The organism is Marivita hallyeonensis, assembly GCF_900129875.1.
GTDB classification, from domain to species: Bacteria; Pseudomonadota; Alphaproteobacteria; order Rhodobacterales; family Rhodobacteraceae; genus Marivita; species Marivita hallyeonensis.
The window spans coordinates 349,257-370,543 of the sequence record NZ_FQXC01000003.1 but is presented as its reverse complement, the minus strand read 5'-3'; the positions used below and the strand labels follow the sequence as shown (position 1 = coordinate 370,543).

Below are 21,287 nucleotides of genomic sequence, written 5' to 3'. Positions count from 1 at the left end.
GCGAAAGCAGGCGAGTCGTAAACCGCATACAGTGGTATACATTGCCGCAAGCGGTTGGCGTGATGCCTCAGGTGGTGATGAACTCGACACCGTCTTTCGTGAACAGAGCTGCGGTGAGTTGTCCGGTGGCGTAAGCACCGGTGTCGATCGAGATGCGGCCATCTTTCATCATGGGTTCATCGACGATCGTGTGGCCATGCACGACCCAGAATCCGTCGGTTCGCGGTTTCTTGCGAAAGTCGGGATGCCCCCAGATAAATGTTTGAGCCTCGTGGTCTTCCATTGGGGTGTTGGGGTCCGCCCCGGCATGCACGACGGCGACATTCCCGGACCAGGCGACGCATTCCAGGCCCGAGAGCCAGCGCACGAGGTCCTCGCCCATGGACTCGTACAAGGCATCCCGTGTGCGCAGGAGCGTTTCGCCGCCGGAGGTTTCCGTCGCTCCGGCCACGCCGAAGCTGGCCAATGTCTGAAGCCCGCCGTTGCGCAACCATCTTCGACCGTTCTTTTCGGGATCCCTCAGGAAATCGAGCATCATTGCTTCGTGGTTGCCCATGAGTGATGTCATGTTCGGATGCTGCTGCGCAAAGCGCAGCACGTCCGCGCTCTGATCGCCGCGATCCACGAGGTCGCCGACGCAGATCAGGCTCACATCCTGCGGAAGCGCATCGACCAACCGTTCGAGGAGGTCGAACCGACCGTGTACATCGCCGATCGCACAAAAGGTGGCGTCGGATCTCACCGGGCCGATCTCAGGCTGTGGGTCAGGCTTTTTCGATTTCCCGAAGAAAGAAGTCAGCTTCATAACGCACATCTAGGTATCACAGAGGCGCAGTGCCACTTATTTACGCGGAACAACAGGGGAATGTCTTGAGACCATTGTCACAAGCCGTGTGGCCGCAGATCACTGGATATGGTTCAGACTCTGGCTTCGTGTTAGGCGCATGAGGTGTGACCTGACCAATCAAAGTGGTTTTGCATGACCCGTGTCCTCATCACCGGCACTGCCGGATTTATCGGTTTTCACCTGGCGCGGCTGTTGCTGCGTGACGGGTTTGTCGTCCACGGGTATGACGCGTTGACCGACTACTACGACGTGACGCTGAAGGAACGCCGCAACCAGCGACTTCTGCAATCCGCCGCCTATAGTTTTACCCACGCCACGCTGGAAGAACCCGAGACGTTCGAGAGGATCGCGGGGGATTTTGCGCCGGACATCATTGTGCATCTCGCCGGACAGGCGGGTGTGCGCTATTCGCTGGAGAATCCGCGGGCGTATCTGGACAGCAATCTCGTCGGAACATTCAACGTGATGGAGGCCGCGCGGCAGCTGAAGGTGCAGCATTTGCTGATGGCGTCGACGTCCTCGGTCTATGGGGCGAATGAAGAGATGCCGTTCAAGGAAACGGATAAGGCCGATACGCCGCTGACGTTTTACGCTGCAACGAAAAAGGCGAATGAGGCGATGGCGCATTCCTATGCGCATCTCTGGCAGATCCCCACAACGATGTTCCGGTTCTTCACGGTCTACGGCCCTTGGGGCCGGCCCGATATGGCACTGTTCAAATTCACAAAAGGCATCTTCGATGGCACGCCCATCGATATTTACAACCACGGCGAGATGTATCGCGACTTCACCTATGTGGACGATCTGGTGCGGGGTATTCGGCTTTTGATGGACGCCGTGCCGGATGGACCGGAGACGGCAGTCGAGGGCGATACGTTGAGCCCTGCGGCGCCGTATCGGGTCGTGAATATCGGGAATTCTGACAAGGTGCGGTTGCTGGATTTCGTTGAGGCAATCGAGGCGGAGATCGGCATCGGGGCCAAGCGCAATTACATGGAGATGCAGAAGGGCGATGTGGTCGCGACCTGGGCCGATGCGTCGCTGTTGCGGAATTTGACCGGGTACGCGCCCGAGACGGATGTGCGGACTGGCGTGAAGCGCTTTGTGGAGTGGTATCGGGAGTACTACGACGTCTGACGATTGATTGCGGTTTTGCGGCAATCCGGCCGGATTTTCAAAGAAAGCCGAATAGTCTTGATTGGGCTTCGGCATGGTCCAGCGCCCGTTTCGGGACGATACTGGGGCAACGCCGACAGAAGGTAACACGGAATGACGTCTTATTACGCGCCCAAGGGCGGCCATCCGGGGCAGGAGCAGTTGCTGACGGATCGGGCGATGTTCACCGAGGCTTATGCCGTGATCCCCAAAGGCACGATGCGGGACATCACCACGAGCTTTCTGCCGTTCTGGGAAGGGACGCGCTTGTGGGTCATTGCGCGACCGATGACCGGTTTTGCCGAGACGTTTTCGCATTACATCATGGAGGTCGCGACGGATGGCGGGTCGGACCGCGCCGAAACGGATCCGACCGCTGAGGGGGTGCTGTTTGTCGTCGAGGGGAAGGTGAGCCTTACGGTTGATGGTCAAACGCATGAGATGACAGCCGGAGGCTATGCCTATCTGCCGCCGCAATCCGGTTGGACCTTGCGCAATCGGGGATCGGATGCGGCGCGATTTCATTGGATCAGGAAGGCTTATCAGGCGGTGGACGGGCTGGATCAGCCCGACGTGATCGTCTCAAGCGACGCAGACGTTGCGCCGACGCCGATGCCGGGGACGGATGGCAAATGGGCGACGACGCGTTTTGTGGATCCGAGCGACCTGCGTCATGACATGCATGTGACGGTTGTCACGTTTGAGCCCGGTGCGGTGATCCCGTTTCTTGAGACGCATGTGATGGAGCACGGACTATACGTGCTTGAAGGCAAGGCGGCATACCGGTTGAACCAGGATTGGGTCGAGGTGGAGGCGGGCGATTACATGTGGCTGCGCGCGTTCTGCCCGCAAGCGTGTTACGCGGGCGGGCCGGGCAAATTTCGGTATCTTCTGTACAAGGATGTGAACCGCCATATGCCGCTGACCTTGGGCCGTTGAACCGCAGGGATTCGGGCCAAAATTATCGTATACGCGGGTATTCAAAAAAATCTTTCATATAGTGAAAAAATAAACTCTTTGAAATAAATAAATATTTTCTGTCTCTGGAAAATGAAAAATAATTTCGAAAAAATTGAGCGCTGCTCTCGAAAGCTTTAGGTTGTCTGCAAATGGGAGGACCCGCACATGAGCTTTCAGAACCCAGTTTTCATTCCTGGACCCACAAACATCCCGGAATCGCTGCGCAAAGCATGCGATATGCCGACGATCGATCACCGGTCGCCGTTGTTCGGCACCATCCTGCATCCGGCGCGTAAGGCGGTTCAGGCGATCCTGAAAAGCACCAGTGCCGAGGTCTTCATTTTTCCGTCGACCGGCACGGGCGGATGGGAAACCGCCATCACCAACACTCTGAGTGAGGGTGATACGGTACTCGTGGCGCGCAACGGCATGTTCTCGCACCGCTGGATCGACATGTGCGAACGGCACGGGCTGGAACTGATCATCGTAGATGTGGCCTGGGGTCAGGGCATCCCGGCGGATCGGTTCGAGGAGATCCTCACGGGCGACACGGCACACCGCATCAAAGCGGTTCTGGCCACGCATAACGAAACGGCCACGGGCGTCGTGTCCGATATCGGTGCAATTCGCCATGCGATGGACGCGGCGGGCCATCCGGCGATGCTCATGGTGGACGGGGTCAGCTCCATCGCGTCGATGGATTTCCGCTTTGACGCGTGGGGCGTGGACGTGGCTGTGACCGGATCGCAGAAGGGTTTCATGCTGCCGCCCGGTCTGGCGATTGTCGGGTTCAGCGAAAAGGCCATGGATGCGACGAAGACGGCCGGGCTGCATCGGACGTTCTTTGATGTGCACGACATGATGAAAGGCTACGCGAACAGCGCGTACCCGTATACGCCCGCCGTTGGTTTGATGAACGGTCTGAACGAGGCCTGCCGGATGCTGATGGATGAGGGGCTGGAGACCGTGTTCGCCCGTCACCACCGCATCGCAGAGGGTGTTCGTCGCGCGGTTTGGGCGTGGGGCCTTGAGCTTTGCGCAGAGAGCCCGGACGTCTATTCCGACACGATCAGCGCGGTGCGCACGCCGAACGGCTTCAACGCGACCGACATCGTGACACACGCGGCCAGCACCTATGGCGTGGCCTTCGGTGTGGGTCTTGGCGATGTGGCTGGCAAGGTGTTCCGCATCGGCCATCTTGGTAGCCTGACCGAAGTGATGACGCTGTCCGGGATTGCCACCGCCGAGATGTGCATGGTGGACCTCGGGCTTGATATCAAGCTGGGCTCGGGTGTCGCGGCGGCGCAGGAATACTATCGTTATGGTTCGGAGATCGAACAGAAGGTGGCTGCACAATGAAAGACATGGCGCTGACAATCCCGACCTATGATGACATGCTGGAGGCGCATGAGCGCATCAAGCCGCATATCAACCGCACGCCGGTTCTGCAGTCCCAGTATCTGAATGAGCTGACAGGTGCAGAGCTGTTTTTCAAATGCGAGAACTTTCAGGAACCGGGTGCCTTCAAGGTGCGCGGCGGATCGAACGCGGTGTTTGGTCTGAGTGATGAGATGGCCGAAAAGGGCGTCTGCACGCATTCGTCCGGCAACCACGCCTTGTGCCTGTCTTACGCCGCCGGTCGCCGGGGCATCCCGTGTAACGTGGTCATGCCGCGCACGGCGCCGCAGGCGAAGAAAGATGCGGTCAAGCGGTACGGCGGGACGATCACGGAATGTGAGCCGTCTACCTCGTCGCGCGAAGCCGTGTTCGCGGAAGTGCAAGCCAAGACGGGTGGGGAATTCGTGCATCCGTACAACGACCCGCGCGTGATCGCCGGTCAGGGAACCTGCTCCAAGGAGTTCATGGAGCAGACCGACGGTCTTGACATGATGGTCGCGCCGATCGGCGGTGGCGGGATGATCTCGGGCACGTGCCTGACGTTGTCCACACTGGCGCCGGAGGTGAAAATCATCGCGGCGGAGCCCGAGCAGGCGGATGACGCCTACCGCAGCTTCAAAGCGGGACACATCATCGCCGATGACGCGCCAGAGACGATTGCCGACGGTCTCAAAGTGCCGCTGAAGGATCTGACCTGGCACTTCGTGTCGAACCATGTCAGCGACATCATGACGGCGACCGAGGACGAGATCATCGACGCTATGAAGATCACGTGGAAGTACCTGCGCATCGTGATGGAGCCGTCATGTGCCGTTCCGCTGGCGATCATCCTCAAGAACAAAGACGCCTTTGCGGGCAAGCGGGTTGGCGTGATCGTCACCGGCGGCAATGTCGACCTCGACAAATTGCCATGGATGATGCGCTAAGCCCTTTTCAAGACCGCCTGTTTCCGATAGGAAACTTCGCATAACAAACGAAATATGATCCCGTGCGGTGCGTGCATCACGCACCCTACGGCACCGCCCCAAAACACGGAGAGATCCAATGAAAGACATGAGCTTTTTCGACGATTACGAAGTTGGCTTCGATATCCCGGCAAAGCCGGGCATGCTTGAAGACGAGGTGCAGACACCGGCTCTGGTGCTCGACCTCGACGCGCTGGAGCGCAACATTAAGAAGATGGGTGACTACGCCAAGGCGCATGGCATGCGGCACCGGGTGCACGGCAAGATGCACAAGTCGGTCGATGTCGCGCTGCTGCAGGTCGAACTGGGCGGTGCCTGTGGTGTGTGCTGCCAGAAGGTGAGCGAGGCCGAGGTCTTTGCCCGCGGTGGCATCAAGGATGTGTTGGTGTCCAATCAGGTGCGTGAACCCGCCAAGATCGACCGTCTGGCACGCATGCCCAAACTGGGTGCGCGCACGATCTGCTGTGTGGACGATCTGGCCAACGTGGCGGATCTGTCGGCGGCCGCTGTGAAGCATGGCACGCAGATCGAGTGCCTCGTCGAGATCGACTGCGGCGCTGGGCGGTGCGGTGTGACGACGACGCCTGAGGTGGTCGAGATCGCCAAGGCGATTGATGCCGCCGATGGCCTGAAGTTTGCCGGTATCCAGGCCTATCAGGGTGCGATGCAGCACATGGATTCGTATGACGAGCGCAAGGCGAAGATCGACATCGCTGTGGCCCAGGTGAAGGACGCCGTGGATACGCTGGCGGCGGAAGGCATCGAGTGTGACATCGTCGGCGGTGGCGGCACCGGGTCCTATTACTTCGAGTCGAACTCGGGCGTGTACAACGAATTGCAGTGCGGATCTTACGCGTTCATGGACGCCGATTACGGGCGCATCCTCGACAAGGACGGCAAGCGGATCGATCAGGGCGAGTGGGAGAACGCGCTGTTCATCCTGACCTCCGTCATGAGCCACGCGAAGGCCGACAAGGCGATTGTCGATGCAGGCCTGAAGGCGCAGTCGGTCGACAGCGGTCTGCCGGTGATCTACGGGCGCGATGACGTGGAATATGTGAAGTGCTCGGACGAGCATGGTGTGGTCATGGACCCGCAGGGTGTACTGAAGGTCAATGACAAGCTGAAGCTGGTGCCGGGCCACTGTGATCCGACCTGCAACGTGCATGACTGGTATGTCGGCGTGCGCAACGGTGTCGTTGAAACCGTATGGCCGGTGTCGGCCCGCGGTCGCGCGTATTGATTTGGGTTCGGATCGGGCTGCGCCCGATCCGACCGATTGGGGGGCCAGCCCCCCAAACCCCCCGGGATATTTTTGAACCAGAGAAGAACAGGACGGCGCGCATCGGGGGTGGCGCGCCGTTTTTGCGAAGGGGTGGCCCATGTATATCGTTCCTGAAGCCAAGATCGCCGATCTCGTGTCGCGCGAGGCATCGTTTGAAGCGGTGGAGCAGGTGTTTGCTGCGATGGCGTCAAAGGATGCCTACAACTTTCCTGTCGTGCGGGAAGCGATCGGGCACGAGGACGCTTTGTATGGCTTCAAAGGCGGGTTTGACCGGGTCGGCGGGTCTTTGGGCCTGAAGGCGGGCGGGTACTGGCCGCACAACCTTGAGAAGCGCGGGCTGATCAATCACCAGTCGACGGTGTTCCTGTTCGATCCCGACACGGGCCGGGTGCATGCGATGGTGGGGGGCAACCTCTTGACCGCGCTGCGGACGGCGGCGGCGTCTTCGGTATCGATCAAGCATCTGGCGCGCGAGGATGCGAAGGTCATGGGAATGATCGGAGCGGGGCATCAGGCGACGTTCCAGCTGCGCGCGGCGCTGGAGCAGCGGTCGTTCGAGAAGGTGATTGGCTGGAATTACCACCCCGAGATGCTGCCCAATATCGAGAAGGTCGCTCAGGAGGCCGGTTTGCCGTTCGAAGCGGTGGAGCTTGAGGGGATGCGAGAGGCGGATGTGATCATCTCGATCACGTCGGCGTTTTCGCCGTCGCTCATGGCAGATCACGTGAGCGAGGGCACGCATATCGCCTGCATGGGCACCGATACCAAAGGCAAGCAGGAGGTTGAGGCGGCGCTGTTGGCGAAGGCTAAGGTGTTCACCGACGAGGTCGCGCAATCTATCAGCATCGGTGAGGCGCAGCACGCGGTTGGGTCGGGTCTGATCGCGGAGAGCGATGTGATCGAGATTGGTGCCGTGATCAATGGCGCGCATCCGGGGCGGACGTCGGATAGCGATATCACGTTGTTTGATGGCACCGGTGTTGGACTTCAGGATTTGGCCGTTGCGTCCAAGGTGGTTGAACTGGCGATTGAGCGCGGTGTCGCGATTGAGGTCGACTTCTAAGACACGCGTTGCAAATGAGACAAAAACGGGGGCTGCGTGGCCCCGTTTTCGTGCGTCGATCAGGTAGGCGCTTAACCCGCCATATAGGTCCGGAACCACGCCACCATGCGTTCCTCAGCCAGCATCGCAGCTTCTTCGTCGTAGCGCGGTGTGGTGTCGTTGTGAAATCCGTGGTTCACACCCGGATAGATGTGTGCCTGATAGCGCTTGTCGTTCTCCTCAAGCGCCTTGTGGAATTCAGGCCACATGGCGTTGATACGTTGATCCAAGGCGGCCATCTGGATCATCAGCGGCGCTTCGATCTGGGCGACCTGATCGGCATCGACCGAGGCTCCGTAGAACGGCACACCTGCAGCCATTTCCGGGTAGGCCACGGCAAGCTTGTTCACAACGCCGCCGCCATAGCAGAAGCCGGTTGCGCCGACTTTGCCGTTGGTTCCGTCCAGCGCCTGCAGGTATTCGAACCCGGCGAAGAAGTCGTTCAGAAGCGCGTCGCGATCCAGTGTGCGCTGCATCTCGCGACCCTCGTCATCGGTTCCCGGGTAGCCGCCAAGCGATGACAGCCCATCGGGACCCATCGCGATGAAGCCCGCTTTGGCAAGGCGGCGCACGACGTCGCGGATATAGGGGTTCAGACCACGATTTTCGTGAACCACCAGAACGGCGGCGGGTGGGCGGTCCGGGTCGATGTTGGTCGGACGGACCAGATAAGCCGTGATATCGCCGGTGCCGTCCGGGCTTGGGTAGACAATGTCTTCGCCCATGATATCGGGGTCATCGTCGGCGACTTGCTGGGCCAGCGCATAGTTGGGCGACAGCGTGCCAAGGATCGCGGCTGCGGTCAGGCCACCGACGGCCCATTTGCCAGCTTGGTCCAGAAATTCGCGCTTCGAGATTTTGCCGTGCGCGTAGTAGTCGTAGAGGTCGAGAAGCTCCTGATCGAAGTCTTTGGCGGTCAGGCGCCGTTGTGGCGTAAGGTCGTTCATTGACGATTCTCCGTGTTGGATGAGCCAGTCTACCACGCGGTTGGGCCCATCCGGCGGGAATTGTCATCACGTGTTTGTTGGCTGCCGGGAACTGCACGCCCCACACGAAAAAGCGCCCGGCGGGAGGGCCGGACGCTTCTAAGTTTTTGTAAGGACCTTGCGCGTTACACGTTTGCGGCGCTGGCCTCTTCCTTACCTTTCAGACCTGTGCCGTGGCCGGACATGCCGCCAGAGACTTCTTCAGTCGCCTCACCCGACAGCTCTTGTGGCAGGATCAGGTTCAGCACAATGGCGATCAGGGCGGCTGGCAGGATGCCTGATGTGGCCAGCACTTTCAGCGTTTGGGGCAGGTACTGGAGCGCGTTTGGTTCGAGCTGCAAGCCAAGGCCCAGAGACAGCGCAATCGCGAAGATCACCATGTTGCGGCGGTTCCAGTCGACGTCCGACAGCATCGAGATGCCCGCTGCGACGACCATGCCGAACATGACGATCACGCCGCCGCCGAGGACTTCGATGGGAACCGACGAGATCACTGCGCCGACCTTGGGGATCAGGCCGCAGAGGATCAGGAATAGCGCGCCGATTGTGACGACGCCGCGCGACATGACGCCTGTCATGGCGATGAGGCCGACGTTCTGGCTGAACGACGTGTTGGGGAGTGCGCCGAAGAATCCGGAAATGGCCGTGCCGATCCCGTCTGCGTAGGTTGCGCCTTCGATCTCTTTGTCTGTCGCTTCGCGTCCCGCGCCGCCCTTGGTAATGCCGCTTACGTCGCCGACGGTTTCGACGGCTGAGACAAAGGACATCAGGCAGAAACCGATGATCGCGGCGACCGAGAACTCAATGCCGAAGTGGAGTGGGTTGGGCAGGGCGAAGGGCGCTGCGCGACCCACGTTGCCGAGGTTCACTTCGCCCAGCATGAACGCCACGCCGTAGCCGACCAGCAAGCCGATGAGGACGGCAGAGACGGACAACATGCCTTTGGTGAAGAACTTGAGACCAAGTGTCACGAGGATCACGGTGCCCGCCATCGTCCAGTTGAGGAGCGAGCCGTATTCAGGCTGGCTCATCGCCGGGACACCGCCTGCTGCATATTGGATGCCGACTTTGACCAGTGCGAGGCCGATCATGGTGACGACAAGGCCGGTGACAAGTGGTGGCAAGGCAAAGCGTAGTTTGCCGATGAAGAGGCCAAGGAACGCGTGGAACAAGCCACCCACGACGATGCCGCCCATCAGCACCGCGATGGCGTCCACGCCCTTGCCCGCAACCAATGGGATCATGATCGGGATAAACGCAAAGCTGGTGCCTTGTACGATAGGAAGCCGCGCGCCGACCGGACCCACTCCGATGGTCTGGAACAGCGTGGCGATGCCCGCAAAGAACATCGACATCTGGATCATGTAGATCATCTGCGGGAAGTCCGGGCTGTTCGACCCAAACCCGAAGCCCGCTGCGCCGCAGACGATGATCGCGGGTGTGACGTTGGAGACGAACATCGCCAGAACGTGCTGGATGCCCAAAGGCACGGCCTTGGCGATAGGCGGTGTATAGTTCGGATCGCGGAGTTGCTCCGGCGTGCCGATGGATGTGGCTGACATATTTGTGTCCCTCTTTTATGTGTGGCGCGCCTCTTGCCGGGCGTTGTTTTTTTTTAGGGGTCGATGACCTCGTAAGGTGTGTCGAACCAGTATTCCTGCAGGTTCGGCCCGTCGCCGATCCGGTCGATGACGGCGAAGAGGCCGGTGCCCGCGATCGGGGTCAGGACGCCGTGCCAGGTGTTGCGGTGAAAATTGACCGCCTGTCCCGGTTCGGTGCGGAAGGCGAGCGGAGTTCCGGGTTGACCGTCCGCGTCAGGCGCGACGATCACGAGAAAGGGCGTGTCGCTCATCGGCACAAAGCATTGGCTGCCTTCGGGATGCCGTTCCATCATGTCGAGAGTGAGGGGTAAGCTGCGCAGTTCTGCCTTGAAGAGGCTGAGCCCGGCGCGGCCATCGCTGAAATCGAGCGTGGCGCGGTCGTGGTAGCGGCCGCATTTGCCCTGGTTGATGATCTTGTCAGGATCGCCTGTGCTGTCGATGATGTCACCAAACGGGGCGAAGGCGTCTTTAGTGATCGGCTGGATGGTGATCTGTCTCATGCGCCAAGCTTCTCGATCAAGCGGAGTTCGGCGATGCGTTCAACCTGACGGCAAGCTTCCGCAAATTCGGTGTCGCGGTCGTTGTCGATGCGACGGCGGAAGGCGTCGAGGATGCTGGCTTTGGTGTTGTCCTTCACCGCGATGATGAACGGAAAGCCGTGGCGCGCGACATAGTCGGCGTTGAGTCTTTGGAAAGTGGTGCGTTCGTCATCGGTGAGCATGTCGAGGCCCGCGCCGGCCTGTTCGGCGGTCGACTCGGCAGTGAGGCGGCCAGCGGCGGCGAGCTTTCCAGCAAGGTCGGGGTGGGCATTGAGTACACCGAGCCTTTCTTCGTCGGACGCGCTGCGGAACGCGCGGCAGAGCAAGCTATGCACGCCGCGAGCAGTGTCGTGGGTTGGGCCGGTCTCATAGGCGCAGGCGCGTTCCGCGATCCACGGCGAGTGTTCGAAGATGCCGCCGAATTCGGCGATGAACTGGTCCGTGGACATCTCGGAGGGGCGACGTGCCGACGGTGCGGGATGTTCATTCGCCCAGTGCTGTGCGATCTGCTGGCGTGTGGCGAACCAGACGCCGTCGTGCCCGGCCATGTAATCCAGCACCCGTTTCAGCGCGGCAGCGCGTCCAGGGCGACCGATCAGCCGGCAGTGCAGACCGATGGAAAGCATCTTGGGGCTGCCCTGAGCGCCTTCCGTATATAGCGTGTCGAAGCTGTCCTTGAGGTAGCTCTCGAACTGGTCGCCATTGGTGAACCCGGCCTGAATGCCGAAGCGCATGTCATTGCAGTCGAGCGTGTAGGGCACGACCAATTGATGCCTGTCGCCAAACGTCATCCAGTAGGGCAGATCGTCGGCATAGCTGTCGGCGACGTAGTCGAACCCGCCCTGTTCTGCGACGAGCCGCACGGTGTTGTTGGAGCAGCGGCCCGTGTACCAACCCTTCGGGGGGGCGCCCGTGACCTCGGTGTGCAGGCGGATCGCTTCGACGATCTGCGCGCGCTCTTCGTCTTCGGGCATGTCCTTGTGTTCGACCCATTTCAGGCCGTGCGAGGCAATCTCCCAGCCTGCGTCTTTCATCGCCGCGACCTGCTCGGGCGCGCGGGCGAGGGCGGTGGCGACGCCGTAGACGGTGACGGGCAAGTCTTTCATCATCCGGCGTAGCCGCCAGAACCCGGCGCGGCTCCCGTATTCGTAGATCGACTCCATGTTCCAGTGCCGCTGCCCCGGCCAGGGTTGCGCGCCGGTGATCTCGGACAAAAACGCCTCTGATGCGGCATCACCGTGAAGGATGTTGTTCTCGCCACCCTCTTCGTAGTTGAGAACGATCTGCACGGCGATCTTTGCACCGCCTGGCCAGTTGGCCTTGGACGGGGTGGCACCGTATCCTGTCATGTCGCGCGGGTATCTTTGCACGGAAGGCCCCCTTTGATTGGTCATCTCTATATTCCGAATAATCGAAATCGTTTTTCAAGAAATCCCGAAAGCTGTCTCAAACCGCTTCCTGTTTGCGCATTTCGCGCCGATGGCTTCATAAAGAGGCACATCTTCACAGGAGGGCGCGATGGCTGGATACCTTACAACGCATGTTCTGGACACCGCGCGCGGCTGTCCGGCTGCGGGATTGAAGATCGCGCTGTCCCGGCTGTCCGGCACAACATCCGAGAAGATCGCAGAAGCCGTCACCAACGAAGACGGTCGAACCGACACCCCGATCCTTCCGGTAGATGACTTTGAGACCGGGACGTATGAATTGGTCTTCTTCGCAGGCGACTACCTGCGCGCCACCGGACAGACACAAGACGATCCGCTGTTTCTGGACGAGGTGCCAATCCGGTTCGGCATGTCGGACGCAAAGGCGCACTACCACGTGCCGCTCTTGCTGTCGCCGTACGGGTATTCGACCTATCGGGGGAGTTAAGGTTTAGGTGCGGCTTAGGTCGGATGTGAGCCCAGATTGACTAGCTTTCCAACCGAACCTATCGTCACGTCACGTTCAGATTGACTAAGCAGGAAGCGGTGAAATCACTAAATATCACTGAGGCGATAAAGTACTTAGGCGAAGATAAGTTCGCGGTTTCCTTGGAGAACGTATGGTACCGGCGACTCCTTTACCGAGTTGGAGACGGAGCAGAGGACTCTGAACGAATAGGGCGGTTCTTTGATCCAAGTCCTTTTCAACTTTCCAACGTAATTCTGTCGATGGCGGACTGGCTTCCGAAAACTTCACAGCGGTTACTATGGATTGATCATTTTTCGGATGGTTTCCCGTCCCAGAACCGCCATTTTCTCAATATCTTAGGCCAAGGCTTTGCGTCCGACTATCTGGTTGAAAACCCCGCGATACTTCTTGCGCCACTTTCCGATGACCTGTTGGATCAATTGGCTGGAACGCATGAACAGAATGCGGAAGCTGAAGCGTTGATCGCGCTTTGCACATTGCTCAGTGTTAGCGGTTGGGATGCGAAATTGCTCACAAGTGGATCGACGGATTACGTCGAGTTTTGGGAAGGAAACGTTTTCTTCTATTCCGAGAGCAACGATGCCTTGAACCGTGCCGCTGAGCTGTTTGACTTCTATGATCTCAATACACCTGTGACTTAGCTAGTCGACATTTTCGCAAGAACCGCTTCGTCCCGCATAGCAGACATCAACCGTTCTGCCGATCTCCGCGAACTGACGGCATGGCGCTTTGCCGGGTCTCAGGCGTTCTTCACCTTTTTGCCGATGCGGCCGATGACGAAATCCATGAAGAGGCGGGTTTTCGGGTCTTGTCTGCGGCGGTGGGTGAAGAGGCAGGCCATTTGGATTGGGACGGGTGGGGTTTGTTTGGCGACGATGGCGAGGCGGCCGTCTCTGAGGTGGTCGGCGACTTCGAAAACGGGCTTCAGGGCGATACCGTGGCCCGCGAGCGCCCAGTCGGTGAGGACGTCTCCGTCGTCTGACTCAAAGCGGCCCGTGACCTTGAAGCGTTTCGGGCCGTCGGGTGTTCGCAAACGCCATTGGAATTCAGTGGCTCCGGGGAAGCGCAGGTTCAGGCATTCGTGGTTCTGCGCGATCAGGTCGTCGCCGGAAGCGGGCATTCCATGGGCCTTGATATAGGACGGCGCCGCGCAGAGGACGCGGTCGACATCGGCAATCTTGCGGATGCGCAGGGTGCTGTCTTCAGGCTCTCCGAGAAACACCGCGAGGTCGAGGCCTTCGGTGGTGAGGTCGACCTTACGATCCGTCAGGCGTAACCGAACGCTGACCTCGGGGTATTGCGCAATGAAATCCGGCACCAGCGGCGCGATGAGGCGACGGCCAACACCAAGGGGCGCGGCGACATAGATCGAGCCGCGCGGCTTTTCGGTGATATCGGTGACCTGCGCTTCGGCGGCTTCGACGGTTTCGAGCACCTCCACCGCGCCGGGATAGAACAGGCGGCCCTGTTCCGTGGGCGTCAGGTTGCGGGTGGTGCGCTGGAAGAGCCGGACGGAGAGATGTTCCTCAAGCTGGGCAATCCGGGTTGAGGTGACCGCCGGAGAAATGCGCAAATCGCGACCGGCGGCAGACATGCTGCCCAATTCGTAGACACGCACGAAGGTGCGGATGTTGTCGAGATAGCTCATTCTTCGCAGATTTTTGATACAGCTTGGAGTTTCATCGGAATAGCAGAAGAATAGCCCTGTCGCTAGTCTGGCGCAGACGCAGAACGGGAGCCGACGCCATGTATGATTTCGCCATCCTCTGGGACTGGATCGCTTTCGCGGTGCGCTGGCTGCATGTGATCACGGCGATGGCGTGGATCGGGGCGTCGTTCTATTTCATTGCGCTTGATCTGATGGTGAAATCCGCCCCAGACCTGCCCAAAGGCGCTTACGGCGAGGAGTGGGAGGTGCATGGCGGCGGATTTTACCATACGGTCAAATACACGGTCGCGCCGGATCGCCTGCCCGAGCATCTGACCTGGCATAAATGGCAAAGCTACACGACCTGGCTGTCGGGCGCGGCGCTGTTGATGATCGTCTATTGGGTCGGGGGAGAGCTGTACCTGCTCGACCCGACCAAAGCCGATCTGGCGCTGTGGCAGGGGATTGTCATCTCGGCTTTGTCGCTGACGATTGGGTGGCTGATCTACGACTTTCTCTGCAAGTCGCCATTGGGGGAGCAGCCGACTGCGTTGATGCTGCTCTTGTTTGTGATGCTCGTCGTCATGGCGTGGGGCTATGACCAGGTGTTCACCGGGCGCGCGGCGTTGCTGCATCTGGGGGCGTTCACCGCGACGATCATGACGGCGAACGTGTTCTTCATCATCATGCCGAACCAGCGGATCGTCGTGGCGGATCTCAAGGCCGGGCGGACGCCGGATCCGAAATACGGCAAGATCGCCAAGCTGCGGTCGACGCATAACAACTATCTGACGCTACCGGTGATCTTCCTGATGCTGTCGAACCACTATCCGCTGTCTTTCGGCACGGAGTACGCATGGCTGATCGCGTCGCTCGTGTTTCTGATGGGGGTGACGATCCGGCACTACTTCAACTCGATGCACGCGGGCAAAGGGCGCCCGAACTGGACCTGGGCGGCGACGGCGGTGATCTTTATCGCGATCGCGTGGCTGTCGACCTTCAGCACGACAGCCAGCTATGACGAGGCGTCGGAGCGGCCTTTGACGGCGTTCGAAGAGCGCTTTGCATCGGCTGACGGGTTCGAAGACGCGTATTACGCGGTGGTTGGGAACTGTTCGATGTGCCACGCGCGGGAGCCGGTTTGGGATGGCATCCGCTGGGCGCCGAAGGGTGTGTATCTGGAGACCGAAGGCGATGTCGCGCGGCATGCGCATCAGGTTTATCTACAGGCCGGGCGGTCTCATGCGATGCCGCCACCGAATGCCATTCAGATGGACGAGGAAGCACGGCGGCAGATCGTGGCGTGGTATCGCGCGGTGGAGTGACCCTGCGCGAATAGCGGCAAAGCCGCCGCGCATCGACGGGCCTCCCCACGGCCCGGCGATTTGGGTGCGTCAGCGCGCTGGTCTAATCATCTTCGGATGTGGCGACATAAATCAAGCCATTCGACGGTCGGGTCGCCAGTCCGAGGCCCGCCGATACGCGGCTTAGAGAATTGCCTCGAACAGAGCGCGGGTGTTTGCCTCGGTCATCTCGACCGGGTTGCCGCCTGTGGACGGGTCGTTGAGCGCGTCGCGAACGAGGGTGGCGAGATCGGGGTCTTTCACGCCGAGGTCTGTCAGCTTCTTCGGGATCGCGAAGCTGGCGTTGAATTCATCCACGAAAGCGCAGAAGCCCTCGAAGCCGCCGTCTATGCCCAGATAGCCTGCCGCGCGGTTAAACCGGTCGCGGATGGCGTCGGCGTTGAATTTCAGTACCGCTGGCATGCAGACCGCGTTGGTGGTGCCGTGGTGCGTGTGGTGATGCGCGCCGATGGGGTGGCTCAGGGCATGGATCGCGCCAAGGCCTTTCTGGAAGGCGACGGCGCCCATCGCGGCGGCGCTCATCATGTTGGCGCGGGCGTCGATGTTTCCGGGATCGTTGTAGGCGGTCGGCAGGTTGTCGATGACCAGCTTCATGCCCTCCAAGGCGATCCCTTGGCTCATCGGATGATAATGCGGGCTGGAATAGGCTTCGACGCAGTGGGCGAAGGCGTCGAGCCCGGTTCCAGCTGTGATGAATTTTGGCATGCCCACGGTCAGCTCGGGGTCGCAGATCACCACGGCGGGGAGCATTTTGGGGTGGAAGATGATCTTCTTCTCGTGCGTCTCGGAGTTGGTGATGACGCTGGCACGGCCGACTTCGGACCCGGTTCCTGCTGTGGTCGGCACGGCGACAATCGGGTGGATGCCGTCGGGGTCGGCGCGGGTCCACCAGTCTCCGATGTCTTCAAAATCCCAGAGCGGACGGGATTGGCCTGCCATGAAGGCCAGTGTCTTCGCCAAATCGAGGCCGGAGCCGCCGCCGAAGGCCACCACGCCGTCGTAATCGCCCTCGCGGTAGACCTTAAGGCCCTCTTCGACGTTCTTGTCGGTCGGGTTGGGGTCCACATCGGCAAAGAGCGCGCGGCCCAGTCCCGCGCCTTCGATCAGGTCGAGCGTTTTGGTGGTGATCTCCATCTCGGCCAATCCGCGGTCGGTGACCAGAAGCGGCTTGGTAATGCCTGCGGCGATGCAGGCCTCGGCGATTTCCGAGATGCGGCCTGCGCCGAAGCGGATGCCGGTGGGGTAGGACCAGTTTCCAGTGAGGGACATTTTCGTCATGCCTTCTTGAGGTGGTAGGATTTCGGGCGTGTCAGAGCCTGATACGCCAGTTTCGACAGGCCCTGCCCGCGTCCGGTGTCCTTGCATCCGGTCCAGCAGAGCGCCGGGTCGAGGTAGTCGCAACGGTTGAGGAAGACGGTGCCGGTTTCGATTCGGTCGCCGATGGCCTCTGCCGTGGCGGTGTCCTTCGACCAGATGGACGCGGTCAGGCCGAACCTGCAGTCGTTCATCAGGGCGATGGCTTCCTCGTCGTCCTTGACCGGCATGATGCCGACGACGGGGCCGAAGCTTTCGTCGCGCATGACGCGCATATCGTGGGTGACGTTGGTCAGGATTTGTGGCGTCAGGTACGCGCTGCGGTCGTCGGCTGGCATCGTGTCTATATGTGCTTTTGCGCCGTCTGCGAGCGCCTCTTCGATCTGCGCGCGGACCTCATCGGCGAAGCGTTTATGCGCCATCGGACCCATCGTTGTGTCCGCGTCAAGCGGGTTGCCGAGCGTCTGAGCGTTGACCCATGCGACGGCCTTTTCGACGAACTGGTCGTAGAGGCTTTCGTGCACGTAGATGCGTTCGATCCCGCAGCAGCATTGGCCGGAGTTGAACATCGCGCCATCCATCAACGTGTCGACCGCAGCGTCAAGATCGGCATCTGCTCGGACGTAGCCGGGGTCCTTGCCGCCAAGTTCGGTCGAGACGGGGATGAAGGTGCCCGCCGCCGCGCGTTCGATGGCTTGTCCGCCACCGACGGAGCCGGTGAAATTGACAAAGTCCACCGCGCGCTCGGCAAGCATGGCGGAGGTCGTGTCGTGGTCAAGGACGAGGTTCTGGAACACATCCTCGGGCACACCGGCGGCATGGAACGCTTCGGCAAGGTGGTCGCCCACGGCGAGGGTCTGGCCCGCGTGTTTCAGGATCACGGTGTTACCCGCGATAAGGGCGGGCGCGATGGTGTTGATCGCGGTCATGTAAGGGTAGTTCCACGGCGCGATAACCATGACGGTGCCCCACGGCACCCGCTTGATCAGGCGGCGGAACGTGGCGCTGTCTTCGATCTCCATCGGTGCGAGGCTGTCTTCGGCGACGTCGGCCATGTAGGTCACCCGTTCGCTGAAGCCGCCATATTCGCCGCCGTAGCGGATCGGGCGGCCCATCTGGTGGGCAAGTTCCTCGGCCATGCGGGTCGTTTGCTGGCCGATGATCTCGTTCGCCTTGCGCACCAGCGCGATGCGTTCTGCGACTGGGCGCGCGGCCCAGTCGGCTTGAGCCGCTTTGGCGCGCTTCGCAGCGGCGAAGGCGGCGTCGCGGGCCAGCACCTTGCGCGTGAGATACACCGATCCATCAATCGGCGAGATCAGGTCAACAGTTTTGGTCATTGGGCGCCTTTGATTTTGTGGCCAACCATGAACAGGAAGGGGCCATGGATGGCGTGGAATTCGCGTTGGCCGTATGGGCGATCAAACGGCGCACGAAAATGGCGATCGGGAAGCGCTTCGAGCGCGTTTTTGTGTTTGGCATAGATGTCGTCCGCGTCATCGACATCCATGTAGATGACCAATTGTCGGGCGGGATCATCCATGTCGGCATCTGGCGGGGCATTGATCAGTCGAATGACACCGTTGTCGCGTTCGCAGTAGGAGTGGTTGTCATCTCGGTATGTTTCCTCGAACCCCAAACAATCGCGCAGGAAGTCACGTGCGGCATCGATGTCCGCAACCGGCAACATTGGAGCAAGCGTGCGAACCGTCATGCGCGTTCAAATCCGCGCTGGAGTTCCCAGTCGGTGACAGCAGAGTCAAAGGCTTCCTGTTCCACTTCGGCGCAGCGCGTGTAGTGGTCGATCACGTCGTCGCCCATCGCCTTGCGGAGCATATCTGAGCCACGCAATGTCTCGGTCGCGTCACGTAGGGTGTGCGGGATTTCGGGGATGTTCTCCATACCGTATACATCGCCGGTCACCGGGTCTTCGAGGGACAGACCCTCCTCCATCCCGGCGATACCAGCGGCGAGTTGTGCAGCACAGGCCAGGTAGGGGTTGATATCGGAACCGGGAATGCGGCACTCGATCCGGACGCCCTTGGTGCCGTCGCCGACAAGGCGGTAGCCCGCGGTGCGGTTGTCGACGGACCACGCGATCTTGGTGGGCGCGAAGGTGCCGGGCAGGAAGCGTTTGTAGCTGTTCACGTAAGGCGCCATGAAGACGGTCATGTCCGGGGCATATTTGATGAGGCCCGCGACATAGGACTTCATCGTGTCCGACATAGTGAGTTTTGCATCGGCGTCGTGGAACACATTCGTGTCGCCCTTGAACAGGGACTGATGCACGTGCGCGGCGCTGCCGACCTTGTCGGCGCGCCATTTGGGCAGGAAAGTCGCGGCGTGCCCGTTCATCTGCGCGATTTCCTTGACCGCGTGCTTGGCGATGGTGTGGTTGTCGGCGCAGGCGAGTGCATCAGCATAGCGGATGTTGAGTTCTTCCTGACCAGTTTCGGCCTCGCCCTTCGAGTTCTCCACCGGCACGCCAGCGGCCACCAGATGGTTGCGGATCGGGCGCATCACATGTTCTTCCCGGGTGGTCTGGAGGATGTTGTAATCCTCGTTGTAGCCGCTGATGGGGGCCAGGTCGCGGAAGCTGGATTTGCGGATTTCGTCGAAGGATTTCTCGAACAGGAAAAACTCCAGTTCGGTCGCCATCATGGGGGTGAGACCCATATCGTCGAGCCGCGCGATTTGGGCTTTCAGCATCTGGCGCGGGGAGTGTGGCACGGGCTCGTGCGTGTGATGGTCGATGATATCGCAAAGCACCATCGCCGTACCTTCGAGCCAGGGCACCGGGCGCAGCGTGCTGATGTCGGGTTTCATCACGTAGTCGCCATAGCCCGCCGCCCAACTTGTGGATTTGTAGCCATCGGGCGTTGCCATTTCGAGGTCGGTGGCGAGAAGGTAGTTGCAGCAGTGCGTCTCTTTCCACGCGCTTTCGAGGAAGTTCGAGGCATGGAATCGTTTGCCCATCAGGCGGCCTTGCATGTCGACCATGCAGACGAGGACGGTGTCGATCTCGCCTATTTCATACTGGGCTTGCAGGTCATCGAGTGTCATGGAGGGCCTCCGGATGGTCAGGGGCCAGCTCCTTGGACGGAGCTGGCGATTTTGTAGGAACGAAATCGGCCCCCGAAATGCAAGGGGCCGAAGAGACGGATCAGCCGTAGCGGTACGGGCGCCCGGCTTTTTCCATGTCGGCGTTGTACTGCTTGATGATCTCGACAACGCGCGCCTTGGTTTCGGACTCGGCCGCGATCTCGTCCCAGAATTCGCGAGCGGCGGCTTCGACGGTGGCCCATTCCGCGTCCGGGATCGAGGTCAGTTGCAGCTTGTCTCCGTTCACGCGCAGGGAGGCTTCGCCGCCCCAATACCACCACTGGCGGTAGTAGTGCGACTGATCACAGCAGGTCATGAAGAGAGTCTGCAGATCCTCCGGCAACTCATTCCAACGCTCCATATTCGCGTAGAACGACCCGGCCCATGCGCCCGAGATGTTGTTTGTCAGGAAGTAGTTCGTCACATCGGCCCAGCCGACCGTGTAGTCCTCTGTGATGCCGGACCACGCGATGCCGTCCAGTTCACCGGTCTGCAGAGCGACTTCCACGTCTTCCCACGGCACCGATACCGGCACCACGCCGAACTGCGCCATGAAGCGGCCGGCGGTCGGGAAGGTGAAGACGCGCTTACCTTCGAGGTCGGCGAGGCTGTTGATCGGCTCTTTCGTGGCGAAGTGGCACGGGTCCCACGCGCCCGCACTGATGTGTTTCACGCCGACCTTGGCGTATTCCTCTTCCCAGATTTCCTTCAGGCCGTACTGGTTGAAGAGCACCGGCACGTCGAGGGAATAGCGCGACGCGAAGGGGAAGTAGCCGCCGAAAACCGTGACTTCGGTCGGCGAGGCCATCGAGTCGTCATCGGACTGCACCGCGTCGATTGTGCCGCGCTGCATCGCCTGGAAAAGCTCGCCTGTCGGGACAAGCTGATCGGCGTAGAACAGTTCGATCTGCATGCGGTCGCCCGCGATCTTATTGAAGTTGTCGACCATGCCTTGCACCACGTGCTCGGCCAGGGCGGCACCGGCATAGGTCTGCATCCGCCAGGTGATTGTCGATTGCGCGAGAGCCGGGGCGGCGAGCGGTGCCGCAACAGCGCCGACACCGGCGGTTTTCAGGAACTTGCGTCTGGTGGTCATGTCATTTCCTC

General features: G+C 60.4%; 20 protein-coding genes. 9 read left to right on the top strand and 11 right to left on the bottom strand.

Annotation, left to right across the window (positions count from 1 at the left end):
• Positions 1-67: 67 nt before the first annotated feature.
• Positions 68-805, bottom strand: coding sequence for a metallophosphoesterase (locus BUA42_RS11210; protein ID WP_072777873.1), 738 nt, complete (start codon positions 803-805; stop codon positions 68-70).
• A 174-nt stretch (positions 806-979) separates the two neighbouring features.
• Here BUA42_RS11210 and BUA42_RS11205 point away from each other — a divergent pair, with 174 nt between their 5' ends.
• The 6 genes from BUA42_RS11205 to bhcD all read left to right on the top strand — a co-directional run bounded on the left by BUA42_RS11205 (position 980) and on the right by bhcD (position 7,673).
• Positions 980-1,984: an NAD-dependent epimerase/dehydratase family protein gene (locus BUA42_RS11205; RefSeq protein WP_072777871.1), complete on the top strand. Its 1,005-nt coding sequence runs from the start codon at positions 980-982 to the stop codon at positions 1,982-1,984.
• 132 nt (positions 1,985-2,116) lie between these two features.
• A complete protein-coding gene (locus BUA42_RS11200) occupies positions 2,117-2,941 on the top strand; it encodes a bifunctional allantoicase/(S)-ureidoglycine aminohydrolase (RefSeq protein ID WP_072777870.1) in 825 nt (274 codons plus the stop codon).
• Positions 2,942-3,127: 186 nt separating this feature from the next.
• Entirely contained in the window at positions 3,128-4,321 is a 1,194-nt protein-coding gene (gene bhcA, locus BUA42_RS11195; protein ID WP_072777868.1) for an L-aspartate--glyoxylate aminotransferase BhcA, read from the top strand.
• A complete protein-coding gene (bhcB, locus tag BUA42_RS11190; RefSeq protein WP_072777867.1) occupies positions 4,318-5,286 on the top strand; it encodes a beta-hydroxyaspartate dehydratase BhcB in 969 nt (322 codons plus the stop codon). The genes bhcA and bhcB overlap by 4 nt, the downstream gene beginning before the upstream one ends.
• 118 nt (positions 5,287-5,404) lie before the next feature.
• Complete coding sequence (bhcC, locus tag BUA42_RS11185) at positions 5,405-6,568, top strand: 3-hydroxy-D-aspartate aldolase BhcC (protein WP_072777866.1); 1,164 nt, start codon at positions 5,405-5,407, stop codon at positions 6,566-6,568.
• A gap of 139 nt (positions 6,569-6,707) precedes the next feature.
• Complete coding sequence (bhcD, locus tag BUA42_RS11180) at positions 6,708-7,673, top strand: iminosuccinate reductase BhcD (RefSeq protein ID WP_072777864.1); 966 nt, start codon at positions 6,708-6,710, stop codon at positions 7,671-7,673.
• A gap of 71 nt (positions 7,674-7,744) precedes the next feature.
• On the opposite strand, the gene yghX is transcribed toward bhcD, so the two are convergent.
• The 4 genes from yghX to puuE all read right to left on the bottom strand — a co-directional run bounded on the left by yghX (position 7,745) and on the right by puuE (position 12,208).
• Entirely contained in the window at positions 7,745-8,659 is a 915-nt protein-coding gene (gene yghX, locus BUA42_RS11175; RefSeq protein ID WP_072777863.1) for a YghX family hydrolase, read from the bottom strand.
• Between the two features lie 164 nt (positions 8,660-8,823).
• The gene (locus tag BUA42_RS11170) at positions 8,824-10,260 is read right to left on the bottom strand and encodes a uracil-xanthine permease family protein (protein ID WP_072777862.1); all 1,437 of its coding nucleotides are present in this window, start codon (positions 10,258-10,260) and stop codon (positions 8,824-8,826) included.
• A 53-nt stretch (positions 10,261-10,313) separates the two neighbouring features.
• A complete protein-coding gene (locus BUA42_RS11165; protein WP_072777861.1) occupies positions 10,314-10,799 on the bottom strand; it encodes an ureidoglycolate lyase in 486 nt (161 codons plus the stop codon).
• Positions 10,796-12,208 carry an allantoinase PuuE gene (puuE, locus tag BUA42_RS11160; RefSeq protein ID WP_072778422.1) on the bottom strand — a complete coding sequence of 471 codons (1,413 nt, stop codon included), beginning with the start codon at positions 12,206-12,208 and terminating at the stop codon, positions 10,796-10,798. The genes BUA42_RS11165 and puuE overlap by 4 nt, the downstream gene beginning before the upstream one ends.
• Before the next feature lie 148 nt (positions 12,209-12,356).
• Between puuE and uraH the strand changes: the two genes are divergently transcribed.
• Both uraH and BUA42_RS11150 read left to right on the top strand, forming a co-directional pair.
• Entirely contained in the window at positions 12,357-12,713 is a 357-nt protein-coding gene (gene uraH / locus BUA42_RS11155; RefSeq protein ID WP_072777859.1) for a hydroxyisourate hydrolase, read from the top strand.
• 281 nt (positions 12,714-12,994) lie between these two features.
• Positions 12,995-13,396 (top strand): hypothetical protein, encoded by a 402-nt coding sequence (locus BUA42_RS11150; protein WP_072777858.1) that lies wholly within the window; start codon positions 12,995-12,997, stop codon positions 13,394-13,396.
• 98 nt (positions 13,397-13,494) lie between these two features.
• Here BUA42_RS11150 and BUA42_RS11145 read toward each other — a convergent pair whose 3' ends face one another.
• Complete coding sequence (locus BUA42_RS11145; protein WP_072777857.1) at positions 13,495-14,403, bottom strand: LysR family transcriptional regulator; 909 nt, start codon at positions 14,401-14,403, stop codon at positions 13,495-13,497.
• A gap of 98 nt (positions 14,404-14,501) precedes the next feature.
• Between BUA42_RS11145 and BUA42_RS11140 the strand changes: the two genes are divergently transcribed.
• Positions 14,502-15,728: a urate hydroxylase PuuD gene (locus BUA42_RS11140; protein WP_072777855.1), complete on the top strand. Its 1,227-nt coding sequence runs from the start codon at positions 14,502-14,504 to the stop codon at positions 15,726-15,728.
• A 162-nt stretch (positions 15,729-15,890) separates the two neighbouring features.
• Here BUA42_RS11140 and BUA42_RS11135 read toward each other — a convergent pair whose 3' ends face one another.
• From BUA42_RS11135 to BUA42_RS11115, 5 genes are all read right to left on the bottom strand, one after another.
• A complete protein-coding gene (locus BUA42_RS11135; protein WP_072778421.1) occupies positions 15,891-17,036 on the bottom strand; it encodes an iron-containing alcohol dehydrogenase in 1,146 nt (381 codons plus the stop codon).
• Between the two features lie 5 nt (positions 17,037-17,041).
• Positions 17,042-18,418 carry an aldehyde dehydrogenase family protein gene (locus tag BUA42_RS11130; protein WP_072777854.1) on the bottom strand — a complete coding sequence of 459 codons (1,377 nt, stop codon included), beginning with the start codon at positions 18,416-18,418 and terminating at the stop codon, positions 17,042-17,044.
• Positions 18,415-18,792 carry a VOC family protein gene (locus BUA42_RS11125; protein ID WP_072777852.1) on the bottom strand — a complete coding sequence of 126 codons (378 nt, stop codon included), beginning with the start codon at positions 18,790-18,792 and terminating at the stop codon, positions 18,415-18,417. Before BUA42_RS11125 ends, BUA42_RS11130 begins: the two co-directional genes overlap by 4 nt.
• On the bottom strand, positions 18,789-20,141 hold the full coding sequence (locus BUA42_RS11120; RefSeq protein ID WP_072777851.1) for a glutamine synthetase family protein: 1,353 nt from the start codon (positions 20,139-20,141) through the stop codon (positions 18,789-18,791). The genes BUA42_RS11125 and BUA42_RS11120 overlap by 4 nt, the downstream gene beginning before the upstream one ends.
• A 100-nt stretch (positions 20,142-20,241) precedes the next feature.
• Positions 20,242-21,276 carry a TRAP transporter substrate-binding protein gene (locus BUA42_RS11115; protein WP_072777850.1) on the bottom strand — a complete coding sequence of 345 codons (1,035 nt, stop codon included), beginning with the start codon at positions 21,274-21,276 and terminating at the stop codon, positions 20,242-20,244.
• Positions 21,277-21,287 lie beyond the last annotated feature (11 nt).